The sequence below is a fragment of the Carboxylicivirga litoralis genome, assembly GCF_025499605.1.
GTDB classification, from domain to species: Bacteria; Bacteroidota; Bacteroidia; order Bacteroidales; family Marinilabiliaceae; genus Carboxylicivirga; species Carboxylicivirga litoralis.
On sequence record NZ_JAFMVC010000001.1, the window covers coordinates 279,599 to 304,766 of the forward strand.

General features: G+C 40.2%; 19 protein-coding genes. 12 read left to right on the plus strand and 7 right to left on the minus strand.

All coding sequences use genetic code 11. The features are described from left to right. Positions 1-8 precede the first annotated feature (8 nt). From J1N10_RS01175 to J1N10_RS01185, 3 genes are all read left to right on the plus strand, one after another. Complete coding sequence (locus J1N10_RS01175; protein WP_262324838.1) at positions 9-485, plus strand: hypothetical protein; 477 nt, start codon at positions 9-11, stop codon at positions 483-485. 191 nt (positions 486-676) lie between these two features. Beyond that, positions 677-1,333 carry an NAD-dependent epimerase/dehydratase family protein gene (locus J1N10_RS01180; RefSeq protein ID WP_262324839.1) on the plus strand — a complete coding sequence of 219 codons (657 nt, stop codon included), beginning with the start codon at positions 677-679 and terminating at the stop codon, positions 1,331-1,333. Positions 1,334-1,441: 108 nt separating this feature from the next. Continuing rightward, the gene (locus J1N10_RS01185; RefSeq protein WP_262324840.1) at positions 1,442-2,359 is read left to right on the plus strand and encodes an AraC family transcriptional regulator; all 918 of its coding nucleotides are present in this window, start codon (positions 1,442-1,444) and stop codon (positions 2,357-2,359) included. Here the strand turns inward: J1N10_RS01185 and J1N10_RS01190 are convergent. The 3 genes from J1N10_RS01190 to J1N10_RS01200 all read right to left on the minus strand — a co-directional run bounded on the left by J1N10_RS01190 (position 2,356) and on the right by J1N10_RS01200 (position 6,480). Beyond that, positions 2,356-4,512: a sensor histidine kinase gene (locus J1N10_RS01190; RefSeq protein WP_262324841.1), complete on the minus strand. Its 2,157-nt coding sequence runs from the start codon at positions 4,510-4,512 to the stop codon at positions 2,356-2,358. The two genes, J1N10_RS01185 and J1N10_RS01190, sit on opposite strands and share 4 nt — an antisense overlap. Positions 4,513-4,771: 259 nt before the next feature. After that, positions 4,772-5,869, minus strand: coding sequence for an acyltransferase family protein (locus J1N10_RS01195; RefSeq protein WP_262324842.1), 1,098 nt, complete (start codon positions 5,867-5,869; stop codon positions 4,772-4,774). A gap of 32 nt (positions 5,870-5,901) precedes the next feature. Next, entirely contained in the window at positions 5,902-6,480 is a 579-nt protein-coding gene (locus tag J1N10_RS01200; protein ID WP_262324843.1) for an ankyrin repeat domain-containing protein, read from the minus strand. A 264-nt stretch (positions 6,481-6,744) separates the two neighbouring features. Here J1N10_RS01200 and J1N10_RS01205 point away from each other — a divergent pair, with 264 nt between their 5' ends. Then, complete coding sequence (locus J1N10_RS01205) at positions 6,745-8,805, plus strand: helix-turn-helix domain-containing protein (protein ID WP_262324844.1); 2,061 nt, start codon at positions 6,745-6,747, stop codon at positions 8,803-8,805. 69 nt (positions 8,806-8,874) lie between these two features. Here the strand turns inward: J1N10_RS01205 and J1N10_RS01210 are convergent, their stop codons facing one another. Continuing rightward, positions 8,875-9,366 carry a hypothetical protein gene (locus J1N10_RS01210; protein ID WP_262324845.1) on the minus strand — a complete coding sequence of 164 codons (492 nt, stop codon included), beginning with the start codon at positions 9,364-9,366 and terminating at the stop codon, positions 8,875-8,877. A gap of 1,234 nt (positions 9,367-10,600) precedes the next feature. Between J1N10_RS01210 and J1N10_RS01215 the strand changes: the two genes are divergently transcribed. From J1N10_RS01215 to J1N10_RS01245, 7 genes are all read left to right on the plus strand, one after another. Next, a complete protein-coding gene (locus J1N10_RS01215; RefSeq protein WP_262324846.1) occupies positions 10,601-10,987 on the plus strand; it encodes an HU family DNA-binding protein in 387 nt (128 codons plus the stop codon). Between the two features lie 568 nt (positions 10,988-11,555). Then, a complete protein-coding gene (locus J1N10_RS01220; protein WP_262324847.1) occupies positions 11,556-12,326 on the plus strand; it encodes a putative signal transducing protein in 771 nt (256 codons plus the stop codon). Positions 12,327-12,408: 82 nt separating this feature from the next. Then, complete coding sequence (locus tag J1N10_RS01225; protein WP_262324848.1) at positions 12,409-12,921, plus strand: hypothetical protein; 513 nt, start codon at positions 12,409-12,411, stop codon at positions 12,919-12,921. 207 nt (positions 12,922-13,128) lie between these two features. Then, positions 13,129-13,869, plus strand: coding sequence for a GLPGLI family protein (locus J1N10_RS01230; RefSeq protein ID WP_262324849.1), 741 nt, complete (start codon positions 13,129-13,131; stop codon positions 13,867-13,869). A gap of 420 nt (positions 13,870-14,289) precedes the next feature. Next, positions 14,290-14,775: a tRNA (N6-threonylcarbamoyladenosine(37)-N6)-methyltransferase TrmO gene (gene tsaA / locus J1N10_RS01235; RefSeq protein ID WP_262324850.1), complete on the plus strand. Its 486-nt coding sequence runs from the start codon at positions 14,290-14,292 to the stop codon at positions 14,773-14,775. A 251-nt stretch (positions 14,776-15,026) separates the two neighbouring features. Further along, entirely contained in the window at positions 15,027-17,552 is a 2,526-nt protein-coding gene (hypD, locus tag J1N10_RS01240) for a trans-4-hydroxy-L-proline dehydratase (protein ID WP_262324851.1), read from the plus strand. A gap of 230 nt (positions 17,553-17,782) precedes the next feature. Continuing rightward, positions 17,783-18,694, plus strand: coding sequence for a glycyl-radical enzyme activating protein (locus J1N10_RS01245; protein WP_262324852.1), 912 nt, complete (start codon positions 17,783-17,785; stop codon positions 18,692-18,694). A 109-nt stretch (positions 18,695-18,803) separates the two neighbouring features. Here J1N10_RS01245 and J1N10_RS01250 read toward each other — a convergent pair whose 3' ends face one another. Continuing rightward, on the minus strand, positions 18,804-20,279 hold the full coding sequence (locus J1N10_RS01250; RefSeq protein WP_262324853.1) for an MltF family protein: 1,476 nt from the start codon (positions 20,277-20,279) through the stop codon (positions 18,804-18,806). Between the two features lie 178 nt (positions 20,280-20,457). Between J1N10_RS01250 and porE the strand changes: the two genes are divergently transcribed. Further along, complete coding sequence (porE, locus tag J1N10_RS01255) at positions 20,458-22,425, plus strand: PorE family type IX secretion system protein (protein WP_262324854.1); 1,968 nt, start codon at positions 20,458-20,460, stop codon at positions 22,423-22,425. A gap of 25 nt (positions 22,426-22,450) precedes the next feature. On the opposite strand, the gene J1N10_RS01260 is transcribed toward porE, so the two are convergent. Both J1N10_RS01260 and J1N10_RS01265 read right to left on the minus strand, forming a co-directional pair. Then, on the minus strand, positions 22,451-22,900 hold the full coding sequence (locus tag J1N10_RS01260; protein WP_262324855.1) for a small multi-drug export protein: 450 nt from the start codon (positions 22,898-22,900) through the stop codon (positions 22,451-22,453). A 58-nt stretch (positions 22,901-22,958) separates the two neighbouring features. Continuing rightward, positions 22,959-25,154, minus strand: a complete 2,196-nt coding sequence (locus J1N10_RS01265; protein WP_262324856.1) for a DUF4838 domain-containing protein — start codon at positions 25,152-25,154, stop codon at positions 22,959-22,961. Between the last annotated feature and the right edge of the window lie 14 nt (positions 25,155-25,168).

A 25,168-nucleotide genomic window follows, 5' to 3' on the forward strand; every position in this document is an offset into this window, starting at 1 on the left:
ATCGAAATATGAATAAATGGCTTTTATACAATCTGACAGTCGGTTTTACTGTCTATTGGCTTTCTAACCTGATATTGTGGTTTCCATGGAGTGTCAATGCCACATTAGGCATGAGCTTAATGTTAACTGTTTCACCTGTTATCTGGTTCTTCTCCTCATTTTTATGCATTCGCACTTATCCCGGAAAAAATAGCATGGTCGCAGCGGCATACAACAGTTTGATCTTTCTTGTATTGGCCGTTATAATGGACTATATTTTTTTCGGACTTATCAGAAAGGCGATGGAAGACCTGTACCATCCAACTACATTCTATGGTTACGGCTTCGTAGCTTGCCTTCCGTTTATAGTGGTACTTGCATTTAAGAAACGCATAGAAAAACAAAAGCGTGAAAGCTATCCATCTGATTTTATAAAAGCAGGGCTTATCGGATTTGTTTGTTTTAGCCTGTTGACTATGATCATCCTTTTTGACATACAGGTATAGTTATGACCGATATCTCAACAGACAAGTATAACCCAGGTGCATTTCTGTAATAGATATACAACAAGCCGTAATAAGTATACACCAGCTTGTTGTTTTGAACCTATTTTTGCATTGTTCATTATACTATAAAGCTGTACTTTAACATCTTTAGTCTGTTTTAGTTGGGTTTTTTATATCTTAAAATCACAATAATGAAAGTAATTATAACAGGTTCAACAGGAATGGTAGGTAAAGGCGCTCTTTTGGAATGCCTCGATAGTTCGGCCATTGACAAGGTGTTGGTGATTAACCGCAGTACTATTAGTATGCATCACCCCAAGTTGGAAGAAGTTATACATGAGGATTTCACCGATTTCTCGCCTATCAAAGACAAACTGGCTGGCTATGATGCTTGTTTTCATTGCATGGGTATTTCAGTAGTTGGCCTGAACGAAGAACAATACACCAAAATAACCTATACGATGACTAAAGCGCTGGTCGAAACACTTTATAGCCTGAATCCACAAATGGTTTTCAGTTATGTATCCGGCACTGGTACCGATAGTACTGAAAAAGGTCGTGTAATGTGGGCACGTGTTAAAGGAAAAACAGAGAATCTGATTTTGAATAGAGGTTTTAGAGATGCCTATGCTTTCCGCCCAGGCGCTATTTTACCCGAAAAAGGCATCAAGTCAAAAACAGGCTGGTACAATGCGTTTTATGTCATATTTCGCCCGCTCTTTCCGTTAATGCGCCGCATGAAATCAGTGACAACTACTACCAAACTAGGGCAGGCATTGATTAATGTATCGCTAAAGCCTTCGAGCAAAAAAATACTGGAGAACGTGGATATTAATGGCTTAGTTTAGAAGTTTAATTGTTGATGAGTTGAACTGAAAAACTGAGGAATTGAGAAACGGATAAAGGGGTAAACAAAGAATTCGTAACGGTAACTGGAAACAAAAAACGGAATAAGCATGAAAGACATCATACATATAAACAGTATTAGCGAAGTTCATCAGCACATGGGCCTTGCAGCCCCAAAGCATCCTTTGGTTACCATTTACAAGCACGATGAAGTTACACCCAATATGGATTTGGCTCGTAAAACCTTATCGATTGACTTGTACCAGGTAATGTTTAAGGTATGCCCATCAGGCTCTCTCTCCTATGGCCGCAACAACTATGATTACCACGAAGGCACCTTAATATTTATGGCGCCGGGTCAGGTGGTTACTTTTGGCGATAAGCAGGAATGGGATAAAAATGAAGTAAAAGGAGGCTGGTCGCTTAACTTTCATCCCGATTTAATTCGTCGCTCGCACTTGGGGCAACACATCGATGATTACACCTTTTTCTCCTATGAAGTGAATGAGGCGCTTCACCTCTCAGACCAGGAAAAAACAACCATTGGCGAGATACGCGATAAGATCATTCACGAGTACAGCACTAACATTGACAAACACAGCCAGAAGCTGATTATATCGAATATTGAGTTGATGCTGGATTATTGCACCCGTTTTTACGACCGACAATTTTACACACGTGAAAATTTAAATAAAGACACTGTCAGCCGTTTTGAGAAAGTACTGAAAGCATACTATAACACAGGTAAACAATATGAAACCGGCGTACCTTCAGTGAAATACTGCGGTGCAGAACTCAACCTGTCATCCAACTATTTGAGTGATTTACTCAAAAAAGAAACCGGCAAAAATGCGCAGGAACATATCCACCACTTTGTGGTCAACCGGGCGAAAACGACGCTGCTGAACAGTTCCGATTCGGTAAGCCAGGTAGCTTATGCATTGGGTTTTGATTACCCACAACATTTCAGCAAAATATTTAAAAAGAAAACAGGCCTAAGCCCGGCTGAATATAGAAATGTGAACTAAACCTGATTTACATTCTTATTTAAGTAGCAAATAATTTCGGTGCCCTTGCCCAAAGTGCTCTGAACCTGCATTTGGCCGCCAATACTATGCAATAACTCCTGACACAGGAATAAGCCCAAGCCTGTACTGGTTTCACCATTGGTCCCATTGGCAAACTGATTAATACCCTCCTGCTTGTTTAAGGCCTCTAATTGTTCCTGAGACATACCAACGCCTTCATCTTTCACCCTAAGCACAACATGGTCTTTTTCATTTGTCCAGCTAATAAAAACCTGACCTCCTTCGCTGCTAAACTTAATGGCATTACTCACAACATTGCGTAGCAATACCATCAGTATGTTTTTATCTGACACAATATCGATATCCTCCCCCTCAAACAGCAGTGATATATTTTTCTGTCTCCTAAAGGATTGAAACCAATAATCAATTTCATCCATCAAAAACTCCATTGATAATGGCTGATAATCAGGCTTAAGGTTACCATGTACTTTTTTAAACCAAAAAAGCGTATTGTCGATAAACGACAGCATCATATTGGATGATTCTCCTACAGCATGCACCAATTGCAGGTCTGAATTTTCACTGATGGTCGGTGACATTTCCATCAACGATGTCATACTAACAATGCTGCTAAGTGGCGATTTCAAATCGTGACTCAATACCGAAAACAGTTTGTTTTTGACGGCATTGGCCTGCACCAGCTGCTCATTACTCTTAATCAGCTGGGCATTGCTCTTCTGCAACTCCTGTTTCTTTTGCCTGATATTGAGTAACGCACTAAAAACAACCAATGTTAAAAGACCTAATAGAGCTGAGGCAACGACCATACTTACCAATGAATGTTTATCGTTTTTGAGTTCCATCTCCAATAACTGGCTTTTGGTCTTAAGGAGTTCCGTTTCTTTTTCCTGCTTCATTAGCTCAAAGGCTTTTTGCAGGAATGCCATTTCATCTGTCTTTTTGATGTCATAAATACTGTCTTGCAGTTGAGAAGCTGCATCGGAATAAACATAGGCTTTTTCCCAGTGTCTCATTCTAGCCTCCGCTTCAGATAAAAGTTCCAGCGCTTCCAGTTTAATATCATCCTGCTGATATCTATTTGCCAGTTGCTGCGCTTTGCTTAAATATTGTATTGCCAAAGGATAATTATTTTGTGCTTCAGAATAATTGGCTTTTACAAACAGGTAATTAACATGTTCGCGTGGGTATTGGTCAATATCCTTATGCTGTTCAACCAGCTTGAGATAATAAGCTGCTGAATCTAATTGATTGACATCAGTAAGATACCTGGCTTTGTTGCATTGCGTATGCATAACCTGCTTTGAAATATCCATTTGCAGGTAATATTTAAGTGCCTTATCAACATAGTACAAAGCACTATCATGTTCATTTAAAAAGGCGTACGACAATGCTTTGTTATTCATAATACCCCCCTGCATAATAATATCCTCTACCTCAAGAGCCAGTTCATAGGCTTCGTCATAATATTTTATGCCCTGATGAATTTCATCTCTGCTGCGGTAGATATTGGCAATATTAAACAAGACATAGAGTCGTCCACGTTCGTCAGATATTTTCTCTAAATAATCAATACTCTGTTGATAATACCTTAACGCCAGTGTATAGTGCCCGTTATGCCAATACACATTACCTATATTGATTAACGAGCGACCTGTGTACTTATCATCATTTAGCTCACGCGCCAGATTTAAAGAGCGATCGAGGAATATCAAAGCCGAGTCTAACTCCGAAGTATATATTTTATATGCTCCTTTATAGAAATTATACGTCAGCATGCTTCTTGCACTAAGGTCTGACCTTACAAGTTTATCACCTTTTTGAATGTAAACATCACACTTCTCTGGCTCACCCCTCAGGTAATACATGATGCCTAAACTCATCAATGCCTTTACCTGCATTGAGTCTTGCTGATAAACTTCTGAATTGGTCAACAATAAATTGGCGTAGTAAATAGCACTATCAGTATGATTATAATAGTAATGTTCAAGCAAACGCTCGTACACCTCCGACTGATGCCTGGAATGTCCAGCATGCAATCGCCCCTTTAAACTATCAACATTAATCCCTTTTAATTGTAAACCAACCAGAAGCAATAGCACGATGGCTATATTCCTAGTGATTATTTTCCCCATGCTACTGCCTACGCAGGTTTATCCAATTGGTTACCTCATCAGAGTTCGCCAATGCTTGCTAAACACAAGCTTCCTGTTAACGCATTGGGTATACTAGCTGATTAACAACTCTTTTTGCGTCTTTATAATATCATCTTAAAAAAATATAAATTTCACGTTATATAGGCATCCAAATACCTATGCACTTATCACGTATTTTAAGTAATTAAATAACTTCAATTGCGTATATGCTCTTTTGATTGGTGATCATCTAACACCATCACGCTGGTAACGCCGAAGCCTCAACCGAATGATTCTCTTTTGCAGATGCTGGAGTATACCCAAAGAATAGTCCGAGGTATTTTACTCGTTTAATCAGTAATTCATAAACAAGCACACTCCCCAGTAAACTACACAATGTGACTAATACAAATTTAAGCTCAACAGGCAAGTTAATTGGGAGTATAAAAGCTGCCCCTGCATATAAAAAAATCATATGAAGTATATAAACCGGATATGCCGCCTTACTTAAATAACTCAACCATTTACCAGGCTGGTTCAGGTACTTGTATCCAAAACCTAAAACAGCGTAAATCCATGTCATCGTTTCGAATGGATATAAATATTTGGGTGGAAACAGATCAAAAACCAGCAAGCGCAGCATAAACAAGCAACATGCAAAGCCTGCATAAAGCCAGCGCCATTTCAATATACTTTTCCAAAAGCCATTGCCTACGTAGGCCATCACAAAACCAAAGGCAAAAGCCAGTATGCCTAAGTAGAATCCATGCCATGTTAAAGCATACATTTCATAGGATTCAGGACTTACCCAAAGCGTTTCTGCGACCAATAAACCTCCTAATAACAGCACTGAAAAAGGATGACTCATCAGCCTGGTTAAACGCTGATACAAGTTGGTATTAACCTTGACCTTTAAATAATAAAACAAAGGCAACAATAGGATGACGTAAGCGAATATATTACCAAGAAACCATAAATGTCCTCTGCTTAATGCATAACTAAACGGCTGACTATAATGATTTTGCCAAATCAATTCGTGCAAAGGCACCACCAATGCAACACCAGCCACGAAAGGCAGCAATATGCGCCGGCTTCGCTCACCAATAAGTTGCTTCCACGAACGTTTGCGAATGGCAAAACATACTCCCATGCCCGATACCAAAAACAGTAGCGGAATACGCCACACATTCATCATTGACATGGGAATCCATAGCCATTCTAAGGACTCGTTACTCTGGATAAATCTAATTAATATGCCCCAGGGCTGAAAAACAATGGCAGCATGGTAAATGAGTAACAAACCGATGGCAATCACGCGCAACCAATCAATATCGTATCTTCTTTCTGTTGTTTCCATGAGCTTGAAATGAAGGTTTTATATTGCAATCATTATTTTAATAAAGCGGCCACTTTTGGTCGATTCTCTTCTAAAAACTGATAGTCTAAACGAAGACCAAAAACACCTAAATCGCGATTTAGCTGCTCATAGATAGGTTTTACCTCATTAAACGGACCAGAAACAGCCTGGTAGGCGTTAGACCCATAAGCATCCACCATTGATTTATCAGCACCGTGCTGCAACAGGCATTTTACAATTTCGGTGCGGCAAAAAAAGGCGGCGACATGCAAGGCTGTTGAACCTTCTTTGTTTTTAATGTTCAAATCAGCTTTGGCTTCAATCAAAGCCTTGGCCACCTCAACCTTATTAAAAGTAGCAGCGGTGATTAAAGGTGTTGAACCATACTGATCTTTTTGGTTCAGATCGGTTCCTGCTTTTATATGGTATTTAATGGAATTGACATCGCCCATAAAAGCGGCTGCATGTATATCCATAACATTAGAAGGCTTAGGCTCCTGATTAACCTGTTTTTCGGTTTGTGCTTTTGTACCACACGCACACATAATAATTAAGCTTAGTGTAAACATTGCTGACATCTTCATTACCTTATTCATTTTTGACGTTTTCATAGCTATTAATTTTAACTCCAATTGCGGAGTGGTTTGTAATTGTATTTCGATGATGTAAAGTTGCATCAATTGATGACGCATGACCTATTAAGCATGTAGCCAAGAACATAAAGAATCGATATGTGATATAAATTATGACGCATCTGTGTAAAATATGATGCAGTTGAACGTATTTTCGCGAATTGAAGCCTCCAGATTCTACTCCATTCTCTAACTATAAATTTGTATCTTCAACAACTGAAAACACAAGCATTATCACCATTTATGAACAAGGCATTTAGCAAGCAACTGAAGGAAATCATCCTTAAAAACATATCCAACGAACAGTTTGGTGTTTCTGAATTAGCATCTGAAGTTGGGATGAGTCGCTCCAACTTATTACGCCGCATTCAAAAAGAAGACAATTGCTCAGCCAGTCAGTTTATAAGAAAAATACGTCTCGAAGAAGCCACCACCATACTTCAGCATGAAGACAAAACGGTTTCGGAAGTGGCATTTATGGTGGGATTTAACAGCATATCCTATTTTATCAAATGCTTCAGAGAACACTATGGTTATCCTCCCGGTGAAATGGGACGACAACCAATTGAAAAGGAAATTCCTGATGAAAAAGAAACGCAACACACAAAACCGATAACAAAGTACATCCTATGGGCATCGGCAGTGCTTATTATTCTGGCAGTAGCATTGGGCATCATCTTATCAACCACCAAAACAACACCGGTATTAGAAAAATCAATCGCCGTTCTGCCCTTTAAAAACGACAGTGATGATGCGAATAATGTGTATGTGATCAATGGTGTGATGGAATCGATTTTGAACAACCTGCAATCACTAAAGGGATTAAAAGTAATCAGTCGAACATCGGTTGAGAAATACCGGCATTCGAACCTGAGCATTCCCGAGATAGCCAAGGAGCTGAATGTAAGCTACATTGTTGAAGGCAGTGGACAAAAAGTGGGTAACCAGATTCTGTTGAGCGTTCAGCTGATTGAAGGAGAACGAGATAATCATCTTTGGTCGGAGCAATACAACCGACAAATTGAAGACATCTTCCAGATACAACAAGAGGTAGCCCAGGAAATTGCCAGCTCGGTACAGATAGCGATTGCCCCCGATGAGCAGGAACGCATTCAAAAGAAACCAACCCAAAATCTGCTTGCCTACGATTACTTTTTAAAAGGTGTAGAACAGCTTAATAAAGAAACTGAAGAAGGCCTGGTTAAAGGCATTCCACTGGTTAGAAAAGCGGTTGAAGAGGATGAACAGTTTGCCCTGGCCCATGCCGTTTTATCCATTGCCTATTACTACCACGATTTATTAGCTCCCGGAAATAAATATACCGACTCCCTTATTTACTTTGCCGACAAAGCATTGCTTTACGACCCAACGCTACCTCAAGCATTAACAGGTAAGGCACTCTACTACCTTCAGGTCAATAATTACAAGCAAGCTATTGAATACCTGGAAACAGCCTTGCAGTATAATCCAAACTCGGCTATTGTTATCAACTCTTTGTCGGATATTTACACCAATTATGTGCCCGACACAGAGAAGTACCTCGAATATGCCTTGCGAGGCATCAGCCTCGATATCAACTCACACGATGCCAACACAGCCAGCTACATTTACCTGCATCTTAGCAATGCCCTGGTTCAAAATGGCTTTGTTGATGAAGCCATCATCAGCATCAACAAATCCTTAGATTATTACCCCGGAAACTTATTCTCAGAATATGTGAAAGCCTACATTATGTATGCTAAAAACAAAGATTTAAACGAAACGCGACAACTCTTAATAGATGCCCTGGCTAAGGATTCGACGCGCTTTGATATTATGCAGGAAGTAGGCAATGTTTATTACTATCAGCGCAACTGGGAAACGGCGGCCAGGTATTTCGACCAGTTTCTGGAAATACGAGATTATTTGAACTCCAACGCGTTTGCTCACAAAGACCTTGAGATGGCCTATGTGTACAAACAATTGGGGCAGCACGATAAAGAGCAAAAACTGTTCAAGCAGTTTAAAAACCTGATGGAACACGAGCAATCGGTTTTTCAGTATTTATTTAAGGCCAGCTATTATGCTTACCTGGGAGAGGAGGAGCAATCAATAAAAAACCTTGAGCTGTTCACTCAAGGTAATAATATCCAATTGTGGGTGCCTTTATTCACGCCTCTCGACCCCATGGTTGACAGCTTCAAAAATAAACCTGAATTCATTGAGGTGATGAACCGAATGGAAGCCCGGTTCTGGCAAAAGCACCAGCGACTCAAAAAGAAGCTTGAGCAAGAGAATTTATTGCAGGTTATTCAAGCCTCCTGAACATACGAAGCAAATGCGAAGACTGTTCAGCGAGATGTTCCCTGGAGTCAGTGAACGATAACTTTATTGTTACTGGGCCTCCTCTTTGCTTAGCGTCAATGCCATATCGTCAGCACGCAACACCACCAATGAAGATGAGAATCGCTGTACCCGCCAGCGGTCATTGAGCACAATCAGTGCACTCTTACCAAATGCTAACGACACATAGAGGTCTTCGTTTTTCTCTCGGTCATAATTATCATCCAAATCGTCATAATCAGGATCATAATCATCATCGCTATCATAAAACAAGCTATAAGCGCCGTTGTAGGCATTCCACATCTCGCTCAAATCCGCTCGACTTTGAGCATTCACCATTCCTACTTCCGAAAACTGAAGCTGCACCTCGGTAATGTCGATACTGTTTCGCGTTAACGCATGCTGAAGGCTTACCTGCCAGCTTCCGTTTTTTAATGATTCAGACAATAGGTCTTTGTCTGATGGCACATCTGAATCGGAGCAACCAACTAAGCAGCTGACACATAATCCAAATACCAATGTAATAATCCCTTTCCTATTCATAGTATGAAGTTTTTATGGAAAATTACTACACTCATATTGAGTTAATATTAGCCATATATTAGCTGTGTATTAAAAAACAGCCCCCGCCTGACTTATACCGATTAGTTAATGACCTTAGCCTTAAAAAGACTAACATTTAACGCTGTCATTAATCTCCCGACTAAAGCGCTGAACAAGTTAACGGCATTACAGGGAAATCCCCTTAACTAATTTAACCACCTCACCCGCCAAAGCTACTCTTTACCCATATTATTGTTTAATATATTGATTTACATACGTCGCTCAAGCCGCGAAGGCTCAAACTTTTTCCTCGATGAAAAAGTTAGCAAAAAATCATTGACTACAATATTCAGCGACCCATAACGATACGCTTCGGTGAAAATTTAATGACTCACAGCTTCGGTTCCAAATTTTCTTTTCCTTCGCTTAATCTATGGGTACCCCGCTTAAAATATTGAGGTCAGGGTTCCTGCATACCTGATATTCGTCCTAATCGAAACGTAGTTTCGAACGATTGAAAGCCAGTGATAAGAGTGGATATTGCGAATTGGAACAAAGTGGAAATCGTGAATACATATAAAACGAACACTAATGAACAAATGACGGCTTTGACGAAGGAAAAGGTAAGTCTGAAGCAATAAATCCATCTCTGGTGCGCAGCAATCACCTCTTTCAATCAAATTTTGCATCCTTTTTAAAAAGGATGTGCCTGCCCGGCACTGAGGGCTAAAGATAAGTAAGTTGTATTTTAATACTTAACAATAAAGCGTATAAAGAGTAGTGAAATTCAGGGGAGAAAAAAGCTGACCCCGAGGCAAGCCTCAGGGAATCATATTAATTTAAACACCCGATAATGACATAGTACAGTATAAGAACTGGTGTAACGACCAATGACGCTTTCTATTCATCAATAAAAACAATCTATTCGTCAAACAAAAAGTACTCTCAGGCGCATGCCACCAACAATGCTGACATTTGTCATTTTTTCAAATGCAATCACAAGAGTAAGTTTATGATAAGTATTATGAAATAATCCGCCGGCAGGTCATCAACCGCGTGTTTGCAGACCCGATTGGAAGATGTGGCCGGCGGACTTTCGCAATATAAAACTAAATCGGTAAAAAGAAAGTTGACCATTGGGTATTAATTAATACCAGGCACTAACACAGGGACAGGAGTTAAATATGCAAAACAATAACCAACAAGCTTTTTTACTGATAAAATACAAATTGATATGGCAGTAAAATACAAAGTCATAGAAAGAGGGCAACCAGGTGTTGCGGGTGGAGGCGAAAAAAAATACTATGCCAATGCTGTAAGCAATGGTGAGCTAAGCCTTGAGAAACTAACAAAACGAATCGAAAAAATTAGTACTGTAGGCGGCGCCGATATCAGAGCTGTATTGTATTCACTAGTTGATGTGATGCAAGATGGCCTTGAGGAAGGTGCTATTGTGCGTTTAGGCGATTTAGGCAGCCTGCGCATCAGTATTAGTAGTAATGGCGAAAGCAAAGAGGAAGACATAACAGCACATTCCATTAAATCGTCGAAATGCATTTTTACACCAGGCAAAGAGCTGAAGAAAATGCTAAAAAATATAGAATACCAAAAGGCAGAATAATTTGTCATTTCTCCTGTCCTTAAAAAAAACGTGCCTATGTTTTTGCAAAAACGTAGGCACGTTTTACTAAAAACATGCTTACGTTTTGATCAAAACATAAGCATGTTTTTTTAGCCCCATCGTTAACATTGATTATCAACAACTTACAAAGCGTGCAAAAATGGTAGTTTTTTAGCTATTTCCAGGGTCAAAAACAATCGATAAAACCGCTAAACCTCTGTGTTAATCGACATCATCTATGCTTCCTTTTTATTTCTGGCTTAGACACCATCGCCACACAAAAACTCACTTGTTTAGGGAATAAAATTCTATTTCAGAAGCACTAATCAGGAAAGAGCCTTGCCACGCATAACTTAGAAAATAGAACCGACATAAGATATATACAGGAATGGCCTGGTCATGATTCGATTAAAACCAAACCGCGCTATGCACATATAACCAGAAGTTTAACATTTACCGACCTCTTAAACGATATGCTATATTATTTTTTATATTTTCGTTTGTAATAGATATGTACTAGTACATTTATATAAACGTTAGCGACAACCTTGAAACCTAACAATTACAGATGAATAAACTTAAAACATTATTTAGTTCAAATATTCCGATTGACTGTCATATTTTAAAAGGTAGATTAGAACGTGAAGGTTTAAATTGTTTTGTATTTGATGAAAATATAGTTTGGGTAAATCCTTTTAAAGCAGTTGCAATTGGAGGAGTTAAATTAAAAGTTCCTTCAGACCAATTTGAACTCGCAGAAAAAATATTAGAACAAATAAAGAAAGGCAATTTGTTTGATAAAAATGGAGAATATGAAATAGCATCAATTTTAAATTTGGAATTTGAAAAGCAAACAGAAATTTTAAGAATAAAATCTGACATTCGTAAAAATCCAGCTTTACTTATTAAGCCAATAAAAATTAAATCAACAATTCTAAGTCGAAACGACATTGGCTTAATAATTGATTCTGAAAAGGATTTTCAAACTTTAACTAATAAAAAGTTTAAATTCACTTGGAAAGATTTCTTTTATGAATTATTAGATTTTGATGGAGATGTTTTTAAATATCTAAAACCTAGGCCAGTCGAATATTATTTAGATAAAGAAATTGTAGATAATTATACATCTAAAAGTACATCCGATGCTGCTGTAATTTGTCCTAATTGTAAATCAAATAATACAAAGAATGGTTATGCAATAGATTATAAATGGGATATATTGTATTTGATTTTATCCTTGCTAATTGCTACCCCATTTCCCTTGTTTAGAAAGAAAACTCATTGTTTTGATTGTGGCTACGATTTTAAGAGACAAAAGGCAGCCGCTAACAATGGCTAATAAAGCATAAGTGAGCCGGCTAATTTTGGTTGGTTTGTAGCCTCGGCGACCAGCGCCAAGCAAAAACAGTACAGAACAGATAATGAATACTACAAAAAATAATAAAAATGGAACACTAAGAGGAATGTCATTAATAATCATTCTCTTAATGATTGTTTTGTCATGCTCAAGAAAAAGCGACTCTACCAAATCAGTTGAATATTTGCTTTCTGACACTCTAAATCTAAGGTTAACTAATATTGAGATTCAAATAGATTCTATGAATTCAGGAATCTCAAGAAACCTAAGAGAAATCTTACCATTGAGAGATTCAATAGAGGTAAACTTCAACGAATACTTTGACAAGACTCCAGTAATTTTAGTCCATAACAATAAGCATTTTTACCAAGATACACTTCAGACAACGGGAGGTATGGGATGGTCTTCTGCAGTAAAATTTAAGAGAAGTGAAGTACAAAACACCTTTGACTTAAGAATTGCAGGTAAAAGATATGTTTTCAAAGAATCAAATGTTTATAACTTCATTCACATTTTTTATCATAGTGAAAAGGGACTTGAAATAGTTTATACTAACAAAGGATATATATACGATTAACAAAAAATACCAGGCGCAAACCGCAATAGCGCATAGCAGAGTCAGTAGGATTTGATTGAGCGGTAGCCTTACCTGTGTTTCTTAAAACGGCAGATAAACACCCAGAAGCATGCATAAATCAATCATTTTATAAATTCTTGTAACATTTTTCATGCACTACGTATGCAATCACAGCACACATTATCCGAATAGTTCAATATAAGTAGCATGAAACTTTTTTTTACGCTTTCTCTCGTTTTATTGTCTTGCCTGGCCAATAGCCAGAACAAAGAGCTTAAAATTGCCTACAACTATATCAATCACGCCAAGCCCAATACCTATATGATGGAATTGGTCGCCAACAACGAACAGGTTTTTAGTTATACGATACGACTCACCAAAAGTGGAGCAGGCAAACGCGCTACCTACAAACAAACCACTGATTCGACTAAGTTATTTAAAGACTATACTAACAACTACTTTGTTTACGAAGAGCGCCTGGGACGTGATTACCATGTGATAGAGGAAGAGCTCAAACTGTTTAAATGGAACGAAGTAGGACAACGCGACACCATATTAGGCTACCCGTGCAAAACAGCTTTCGCCGAATTCCGTGGTCGTGAGTACCAGGCTTTTTACACCACCGAACTGCCTTTTACAGCTGCTCCGTGGAAATTACACGGACTACCGGGTGTTGTACTACGGGTGATGACAACTGATGATGTATTGGTGCTTGAAGCACAAGCGGTAGACATAACGGATAATTCAAATATCGTCTACAACCCCTTCAGCAACTACGAGGCTATTTCGTACGATGATTTTTGCAAGCACTACAAAAACTATCGCAAAGAGGTGATTAAAAAACGACACCAACGTGCCAAACAACAAAACCGTCCAGCGCCTAAAAACGATAAAGCACCCCGCATCGAAGTGATTATACCTGAAAACCGGTTTATTTTAAACGATTAGGCAAAACAAAGTCTTCGGATACAATTTAACGTACGCAAGCCATTTCGCTGAGAGGCAACCCATGGCAATCGCATTTAAAATTAAAGAAGTGTTTTGCTCGCGCTATACCGACATAAGCAACGCAGTTTGGGACCCATTGGCATAAACGGAGGGGAGAAAAATTTGATACCCAGCTGTCAGTCTTTAAATTTTTCCCGTAGTGATGTCATAATGGGTAAACGAGTGATTAAGTCGGCGGCCTTTTTCTCCCTTTTTTGGGCTGTAGGCAAAAAGGGGAAGCCTCAACGGCTTGAGTTGAAAAGACAATTTCTTAAATGCGATTGCCGTGAGAGGCAACCGTCTTTTAGTGTTAAAAAACAATTGTTAATTTTAATGCCATCGTTTACAGGCATTATCGTTTAATAATTGATAACACAAACCATGGCAACACTATCCTTCACACCCATTGGCACTATATACACCCCTCACACCACACTTCAAAATATGCCTATTCAACCACTAGGTGCAAAAGGCATTCGTGGAAAAATAGTTTTGAACAAAGCATTTGTTGAAGGACTCAAAGACCTGGAAGGCTTTTCGCACATAACCATCCTCTATCATCTCCATAAAGCAGAAGATTACAGTCTTTTAGTCACGCCATTTATGGATACTGAGAAACGTGGCTTATTCGCCACGCGTGCTCCTAAGCGGCCCAACCCTATTGGAATTTCTACCGTTCAATTAATTGCCGTTAACAACAACGAGTTAATCATTGAAGATGTCGATATGCTTAATGAAACACCCTTGCTCGATATAAAACCCTTCTTTTCAAAATTCGACAATCGGGATGGTTCAAAATCGGGATGGCTTGATGATTTATGGAATGAACAAAAAAAACATACCAAATCGGACGGACGGTTTGCTTAATCGAAAGAACAACTGTTTCTATTTTGCATTATCCCTTTTTTTACGCATTTTTGACACTCAATCAATTAACTGATTAAAGTGAATTATCCGCGCATCATAAAAGGATACCGCTGCTTATACGAATGCCTCATGTTCTATAAGCTCAATTTCTAATGCAGTTAGCTCAACTGTAGCCCCATCTTTTTTTGTTAAAATTGACAACCCATGTTGTTTATGTTATTGTTGTATAACAAGCCTTTAATTCGATTATCATGGCAAAATCAAACATAACTAAAGGTCGCCCCGATCCGAATGGAGCCGGCCTGCCTACCATTAAAGAAATTCTTGGAAAGAAAGATACTGTAAAAGATGCCGAAAGAGCTGCATCAGCAGAAGGTAACTTTTACCAGCCTTTGGGCGATAAATTAGGTCCGGGAATGAATCCACGAATCCAGCGCCTGCGAAAGCTGAGCTTTGAAGCTGAGCCAAGCATTTCTATTGAAAGAGCGCTTCACCAAACAGCCTTCTACAAAGAGCACTACGGCAAATATTCAATCCCCGTTTTGCGCGCATTAACCTTTTTAGATCATTGCCAAAAGAAAACCCTTTACATGGGCGATGATGAATTGATTGTAGGCGAGCGCGGCCCTTATCCCAAAGCCGTGCCTACATTCCCCGAATTAACCTGCCATAGCGTGGAAGATTTTCATGTACTTAACACACGCGACCAGCAACGCTATATCACCAGCCAGGAGGACATTGACATTTACGAGCGTGAAGTCATTCCGTATTGGCAAGGACGCACCCAACGTGAGCGCATCTTCAACCATGTGCCCGAAGAATGGAAACGCGCCTACGAAGCCGGCTTGTTCACCGAATTTATGGAACAGCGGGCACCCGGCCACACCTGTCTCGATGGTAAAATCTATAAAAAGGGAATGCTTGATTTTAAAAAAGACATTAAAGCACACCTTGACGCGTTAGATTACCTCCACGACCCGGAAGCCAATAACAAGGCCGAAGAATTGAAAGCCATGGCTATTTCCTGCGATGCGGTGATAGTATTTGCTGAGCGTCATGCCAAACTGGTTGAAGAAAAGGCCAAGGCAGAAACTGATGCCAAACGAAAAGCCGAGCTGTTAAAGATAGCCGAAGTGTGTCGCTGGGTACCCGCCAATGCGCCACGTAACCTGCACGAAGCCATTCAGATGTATTGGTTTGTTCACCTGGGAACCATCACCGAACTCAACGGTTGGGATGCCATGAACCCAGGCCATTTCGACCAGCACCTGGCACCTTTCTACGAAAAAGAAATTGCCGAAGGAACCATCACACGCGATGAAGCCAAAGAGCTTATCAGCTGCCTATGGATTAAAGTTAATAACCAAACGGCACCGCCCAAAGTAGGTATCACTGCCAAAGAAAGTGGCACGTACAACGATTTCACCAACATCAACATTGGTGGCGTAAAAGCCGATGGTTCCGATGGTGTCAGCGAGGTATCTTACATGATGCTCGAGGTGGTGGAAGAGTTGCATTTACTGCAACCTGGCTCGTCGGTTCACATCAGCCATGTAACACCCGATAAATTTCTGAATGCCGCCTGCAAAGTGATCCGTCAGGGGCACGGTTATCCATCCGTCTTCAGCCCGGAAACCTACATCACAGAACTGCTGGCTCAAGGAAAATCATTGAAAGATGCCCGCGAAGGAGGCTGCAGTGGCTGTATCGAAGTAGGTGCTTTTGGCAAGGAAGCCTATGTACTAACCGGCTACCTGAATGTTCCGAAAATATTGGAAGTGACCCTTAACAATGGTATCGACCCCGTAACAGGTAAACTCGCTGGTTGTAAAACTGGTGACCCACGCAGCTTTAAAAGCTATGATGAATTGTACGCCGCTTTTATAAAGCAGTTGGAATTTATTGTTGACCAAAAGATGCGTGTTAGCAACTACATCGATACCATGTTTGCCAAATATGCCCCGGCCCCTTTCCTATCGGTGGTTATTGATGATTGCATCAGCAAAGGACGTGATTATTACAACAGTGGCCCTCGCTACAACACCAACTATATTCAGTGCACAGGCTTGGGTACAGTAACCGACAGCTTAGCAACAATTAAACATCATGTTTTTGAGAAGCAGACGTTTGGTATGGAGCGTATTTTAACAGCTGTTGCCAATAACTTTGATGGTGATGAAATACTGCGACAGACCATTGTGAACCGCACCCCATTCTTTGGCAACGACAACGACTATGCCGATGATATTGCCTTAAAAGTATACGATGATTTAGTAAAAACCATTGATGGCAAACCGAATATTAAAGGTGGAAAATATCATTTAAACATGTTATCAACGACTTGTCACGTATATTTTGGCAAAGTAATGGGAGCCACACCTAATGGTCGTTTGGCTGGTAAATCCATTTCTGATGGAACGTCTCCTTCGCACGGCTGCGATGTGAATGGTCCTTCGGCAGTTATTCGTTCGCTCACCAAACTGGATCACACACGCTCAGGCGGAACTTTACTGAACATGCGTTTCTTGCCAAGTCTGCTCAAGCGCGATGAAGATGTGGCCAAGATGGGTCAACTCATTCGTAGTTATTTCACCATGGGAGGGCATCATGTGCAGTTTAATATTGTGGACACGGCGACGCTTCGTGCCGCGCAGGAAAACCCGGAAGATTACAAGGATTTATTAGTGCGCATGGCCGGTTACAGCGATTATTTTAACGATATGAATGCCGATTTACAGCAGGAAGTGATTGATCGAACGGAGAATGAATCGTTTTAATTCACATAACCACCTCCCCTCGCTATAAGCGAGGTACTCCTCCTTAAAGGAGGAGAGTTGATTGGCAAGATGTCAATAATTATTCAAACATCTGAATTACAGATTGTAAATCACTCCCCTCCAATTTTAGGAGGGGTGCCGTAGGCGGGGAGGTAAAAACGATTAAACTCTTTGTTTTAAAAAATAATACCACTTAACAATTAATCTTCTTAACAAAACCTAAGTAAGCAATGGTAACTCCCTCTTTAATATTCGATATAAAACGCTATGCCATTAACGATGGTCCGGGCATACGCATCACCATCTTTCTAAAGGGTTGTCCGTTGCGCTGCAGGTGGTGTCACAATCCCGAAAGTCAGAGCAAACTACAGCAGAAAATGTACAATAACAGCAAGTGCATTGCCTGCGAAGAGTGCGTAAAACAGTGTCCAGAGAATGCCTTGTCGCTTGCGCCTGATGGCATTGTAACCAATATTGAAAACTGCAAGTTATGTGGCATCTGTGCCGACGTTTGCCCAACCCTAGCCATTGAGATGACTGGCAAAGTGATGAGCACCGAAGAAATGATGACGCAAATTAAAAAGGAAACCATGCTGATGGATAAATCAGAAGGAGGCGTTACTTTTTCGGGTGGCGAACCTTTGCTTCATCATGAGTTTTTGATTCCTCTGCTGGATGCCTGTGGCAAAGAAGGCATCCACCGCTGCGTAGATACAACTGGCTATGCCAGCCCCGAAATATTGATGGAAGTAGCTAAGCGAACCGAGCATTTTTTATATGATTTGAAAATGATGGATTCGGTTAAACATCAAAAATGGACTGGCATGCCCAACGAGAATATTATTAAAAACTTAAAAATGCTGGCTAAAACCGGTGTTGATATCAATATCCGCATACCGCTCATTAAGGGAGTCAACGATGATGATTGGAACATTCATGAATCGGCCAAGCTATTGGCTGATTTAAATGGAGAAAAGCCAATGGTTAACCTACTTCCTTTTCATAACATCGCCGAAAAAAAATATACAAAGCTAGGTGAAGCCTATGATAAAGGCCAAATGGAAGCACCATCACCAGAACGTATGCAGGAGATTATAGATATTTTTGAGTCTTATGGTATAAATGCCATTATTGGGGGATAACGAAAGGGTAGCTTGTGCGTATCACTCCCTCAAAACAATACGGATGTCATCTTTATTTGTGAACAACCAATAGAGATGACATCCGTTAAAGTTCATTTCTGATTTTTAACTACTCTTTAATAAACTTCTTATAATGCTCGTAACGTTCAAAAATTTGCTGTACATAGGTGTAAGGCTCTGTGCCTCTTAGATAACCATGCTTAACGACTGGATCATTAAAATTTTTAGGGTAACGCAATGCCAGTATCATCTTCTCCACGTTCTCATCCCAAACATCCGGATTCAAATTATACTTTCTGGCCAAAGCACGTGCATCTGTTACATGACCATGACCACAATTATAGGACGCCAAAGTAAATTTAATTTTCTGAATAGGATCGCTCACATCATCGTAATAGCCAATTATTCGTGAAAGATAACGAACACCACCATCCATGCTTTGTTGGGGGTTGCTGCGCCAATGAACGCCTAACTCTTTGGCGGTGGCGGGCATCATCTGCATCAAGCCAACCGCCCCGGCCCAAGACACGGCCGATGGGTTAAACTTCGACTCTTGATAGACTTGTGATGCTAACAAACGCCAATCCCAATCAATCTTTTTCGCCTCTTCTTTTATCAGATCGTCGTATTTACTTATCTGGTTATGCTTCAGGCTATAGAAATCACTTTTTACCCGACGACGATAATCTTTTTTGTTTTTATAGTACTTGTTATAGATGACATAATACTCACTTTTCTTTTTATACGCCGTCAGCCACTTATTAATTTCTTTCAATAGTTTAGGCGACGTTTTTCGAACTACCCAAGCCATATTTTGGGTGGTACTAACCGGTACGTCAATATTTAAAATAGGATAATACGAAGCCATCAGTGTGGCAATATTTAAATCAGCTACCGTTTGTTTCACACGACCATCGGCTACCATTTCAATAATTTCTTCCGTTGTTAATTCGCCAGACAATGTATCGATAAATATCTCTCCACCAATCTCATCAGCCAGGTTCTTTAATCGCTGATGGTATGATGAATGCACGCGCACAGACACTGTATCTCCCATCAATTCAATGGCATCATGCAGCAAAGCATCTTCTATTTCTTTCCAATGAAGGTCGAACCATTTATCGGGCATTTTCTGCACCAGTACTTGTCGGCTCGTATAAAGAGGCTCAGTAAAACTGACAAATTCTTTACGCTTCCGGGTTTCAGTAATGCCGTGAGCCACCAAATCAACATCACCCCGATTGAGGTAATAAAACAGGCTATCGATACTGCCTACTATTTGCAAGTCAATTTTTAATTCTTTGGCTTTGGCAAACTTCTCCAATAGTTCATACTCAAAACCCATTGGTCGCCCTTTATACAGAAAATAACTGGTTCCACTATAGGTGGTCAGCACCTTTAGTACTCCATCTTCTTTTATCTCCTCCCAGTCTTTCTCATATGAAAATAAACTCCCGGTAATATCATCAGCAACCTCATCTATTGCCTCTTCCTGATTGCTTTCCTGATTGTTATCCTCATTATTTCCACAAGCAACAAACATCAGTACAAATACCAATGTTAGTAGAACATTATACCATTTCATGCATGTTGGTTTAGGTCGTTAATAGTTCTTAAAAATATTATTTCTTTACAAATCAGCCAATTTCAAGACATAAAATCAGCATCTAAACGAACTGCGTTGACAATAAAACCACTGCTCCATCGTTTTTTATGTGTCTAATAATTATTTATTTTTGGTTCTTTATAAAAATTCGGACCTGATGCCCATTAAAGCAGACTTCAAATACCTTATATACTTTTTTGTAATCTCTACTGCCCTAAGCGGATGTATTGGAGGCAGCAAACTTGGAAATGCCAATAAAGCTTACCTCATTGGTGAATATGACCGAGCTGCCGTGCAGTTTAAGAAGGCCTACCGTAGAGAGAAACAGCGTTACACAAAAGGTGAAATCTCCTATTACCTTGGAGAATGTTACCGCAAAACAAACAAACCCAGGAAAGCACATTCGCAATACAAAAGAGCTGTTCGTTATAATTACGAAATGGCAGATGCTGGTCTTTATCTAGGCGATTGTTTGTTGGCTTCTCAAAAATATGAGGACGCCATTGAAGCCTACGAAGCCTACCTGGAAAAAGAGCCACTGGATAAACGTGCTCATAACGGCATTGCATCGTGTAAGCTGGCTATGAACGACTCCATTAGAACACGTTATACTGTTGAGAAAATTAAAAAGCTAAACAATACGCGATACAGCGATTTTTCACCGGGTTATGCCAGTACCGACTACGACCAAATCTATTTCTCATCGATGCGCACCGAAAAGAAAAAGCGCAAGAAGAGCCGAATAACAGGCCAGGGAGGTTCGAATATTTACATGGCTAAGATTGATGCCAAAGGCGAATGGACCGATCCTGAGTTACTGGACGAAACCATCAACACACAATTTGACGAAGGCAGTGCCACCATGTCGGCCGATGGGAAAGAAATGTATTTTACCCGCTGTCGCTATGATAATGAGCAAGCTCGAAGTGCAGAAATGTTTTTGGTCAGTCGTTCGGGCGGCAAATGGGGCGAACCTGCACAGATTGAGATTGCAGATAGTTTGCTTGTAGCCCACCCGGCTATCTCACCCGATGGTGAAACATTGTATTTTGTAAGTGACATGCCAGGTGGACAAGGTGGTAAAGACATCTGGAAAACTAAAAAAGGTGGCGAAGGAGGCTGGGGCGAACCAGTTAATATGGGCAGTGTCATCAACACGGCCGGTGATGAAATGTTTCCTTCCGTGCGCCTTGATGGCTCTATCTACTTTAGTTCTGACGCACATATTGGCTACGGTGGTTTAGATATTTACCGTGCTGTGTTTAACGAAGAAAAGCAAGACTGGGAAGTGCATAACCTAGGACATCCTATCAACAGTGAAGGTGATGATTTTGGCATTGCTTTTAAAGGCCTGGAAGAAGCAGGCATATTCAGCTCATCGCGAGGCAGCTCCAAAGGGGTTGATAATCTGTATGAATTTAGTTTACCAAAACTTGAGTTCAGTATGAAAGGCCAGGTGTACAGCCAGAAAACGGATGAACCAATCACGGATGCCTATTTACGTTTGATTGGAACGGATGGCACCAATGTCAAGCTCAACATACGAAACGATGGTAGTTTTGGTGCTAAGCTGGCTCCACGCACCGAATATGTATTTATGGTGGCTTCAAAAGGTTACTTTAACTACAAACATAAGCTATCGACCATAGGATTGGCCGACAATAAGGAATTTGACTTTGAAGTAGGCATGATGCCTATGGAAGACGCCATCGTTCTGAAAAACATTCATTTTGCCAAGGATGACCCGGAATTGAACCATGATGCACAGCAGGAATTGAACCGTTTAGCAGCCATCTTAGGCATGAACAAAGAAATTGTATTGGAGATTGTGGCCCATGCTTCAGGCGAAGGCTCCAATTCGCAGGCCGTGGTTCTATCACAAAAAAGAGCACAGGCTGTTATGGATTACCTGATGGACAAAGGCATTACTACTGAACGCTTATCAGCTAAAGGTGTTGGAGATTCCGAACCAATAACTGTCACTAAACGTCAAGCTAAGAAATATAAGTTCTTAGATGAAGGTGATGAATTATCGCAGCGTTTTATCAAGCAAATAAGAGGTAATTCTAACAAAGAGGCGGCGCACAATTTAAACAGGCGTATTGAATTTAGAATTAAGGAGTGAAATTTCAGTTGCCAGAGGCTAGTTTCTAATGGCTAGCAACTAATTTCTTAACCAGAATAACCATTGGCTCCGACAGATAAGTTATTCCAAAGCTCCACAACACAATACCTACTAGTAGGTAAAGCAGAAACTTTCGCGTATTATCAAGCAGAGTCATGCCAATAATCAAGGCGATAAAGGGGCCCAGCAAACCAGTTACCATCAATCCTAAACCATGAACCCCATATTTTTCCATCCAGGTGGAGAACTTGGCTTTCTTCGCTTCAAAAGTCTTAGTGCCATATTTCTTCATCAGCCACTTACGAAACGGTTCGCCTGAAAAATAAACCAGTAAAGCCGAAGAAACAGCGCCTAATGAAACCAACGATGCCGTCATCCAAGGTTTCAGACCAAAAGCAATGCCAACGGGAATTCCTTTCCAGATACCTGATGCTCCGGCTAAATAAACGGCGACATATTTTCCTATTTCTTCCATGGCGATTTATAAATGGCTGCAATGATAGTAAAAAATTACCGCCTCGCCTGATGTGCTGCTAATTTACTTGTACCTCATCGGCAAATATCCACGAAGGAAGACCAACAGCATGATGCCAGTCCGGAGCTACCTTCATATTTTCAGCTTCTATTCTGATATACCTGGCTTTCGTTTTCGGAAAGGATACACTAAATAGTTGGGTATCGTTTATTTTGCTGTCCTTTTTTAATGGCCGGCGATTAATGGCTTTTCCTAAGGCATTGTAATGAATCCCATCGGTCGATGCAGAATACTTAACCACCTGAGGGAAAAATACCACATGGTTCATCACTTGAAGAAAACCAGTTGACAAATATTGAATCATTTCTTCTTGCTCAAGATCAATAACAGCCACCATATCATTACCTTCGAAACCTAACCAATTGGCATAAAAACTTCCGCCACCAAAAGCATTATCAGTAAGTGTTTGCGGATTTTCATCGGCATATTTTTTAGGTTTCGTCAAGAGTGTCACTGTTTTACCTGATGCCAGATTATTAATAGCAGCGCGTTCCTGATGACGTTTATATAGCTCCAGATAATCAGTCACCATAAAGCAGGTTTCATTCATCATGTTAATATCACCATCGCTACAACTCTGCTCAAAAGCATCGACTTCTTTCTTTACAAAATCACTATTACGCAGGGAATATTTCTCCGAAAGATTAGCCCTACAAGCTTCCAACGTAGCATACCTTACTCCAAGCCTTGCCCGTCTTACACGCTTTAATAATTCTGGCGCATCAACCACTTTTTCCTCGGCCTGGTCAAAGATTCCGTTATAGATATCCAATGCTTCCGGCCTCAAAAAAGAAGCAAAAGCCTGAGATGGTCCTCCATACAAAAACAGGAAGAAATCAGGTTTCAGCGCCAATTCATTATGCAACTGACTAATATATTCGGCTATTTCATGACCGGCCTTACCATAATAACCATCGCAAAACTCGCGAATAAGCACATCGGTATTGCGTTGCGGATCCCATAGCAGGCGTGCCATCACATACGAACGGAGTTCAAATAATTCACTCGGGTTATGGCTATGCTGTTCAAAAATCCACTTAGCATTATTATCTGCAAAAAATCGGATATTGGGCGCCAGCGTATAAATATTGGGGAAGGGTGCTAAGAAATTAGTAAACTGAGTAGTATAATCCCAAATACGAATGTTTTCAGTTAGTTGTTTCCAGTCTTGTAAATCAGTTGCAAAATCAGTACAACCTTCTTCAATAGGTTTACTACGATCGCATTCGATGGAGCAAAGTGTAATCAGCACATTGTCCAGCGGCTTTGTTTTGCATGCTTTACGGGTATATTGATACGCCAGCGTTGATATTGTTTTATCAGGAAAAGATTGAGCGACGGCATTCACAAAACGAATCATCGAACCGGACGGACTGCCTTCTTCTTTATCAACAGCAGCACATTTTTCACATTGACAATATTGGGTATTATCATCCTGGCTAACCGATACAACAGATGCAGTTGGATTATTGATAAAAATATCGGCAACCTTTTCTTTAACAATTTTCAACACATCCGGATGATTTAAACAAAGCTGAGTAGGTCTCCTTTTCCCGTTAATCATGGCATAATATTCCGGATGTTCCTCGAAGTACTTATCTGCGGGAACAAAACGATGAAAAGTATGTACTCTTGCTCCCGGAGCATACATTGGGAAAGCTTCGTATGTCACCCTTTGCTTATCGGCAAAACCGTGATGCTCGTAAAATAACTTCGAATGAACAGTGCGCACATGTACAGGCGGCGAATAGCTATAACTTTTATCTTTATTAATCAGTAATTTTGCCTGTAGTGGAACTGTTTCTGCATCCGGTGCCCAAAACCGGCAGGAAAGTTCCCGCTCCAAAAACTCATAAACAGCATACCTTAGGTATTGTGCGTCACTCGCCACAATGTGTAAATCGGCACCATTCATGCGGTAAGCTATAAACGGACTATCGCTATCCTCATCAATTATAAGCTTAATAACAGGCCCTTCATATACCTCTGATCCATTTATTATAGACAGCTTTGCCTTGGTCGATTTTAAAATATATTGCTGTAATGCTTCAGCAGCTTCTTTCTCTGAAGATGTAGCATTAGCACTTATTGCAATTTTGTAATCTGATTTGCCATTTTTGATTAAAGTCATCGTTGAAGACTGACAGGCAAATAAAAATAGTGCCAACAATAGGCTTAAAAGGACTTGTCTCATAGCTGTATATTTTC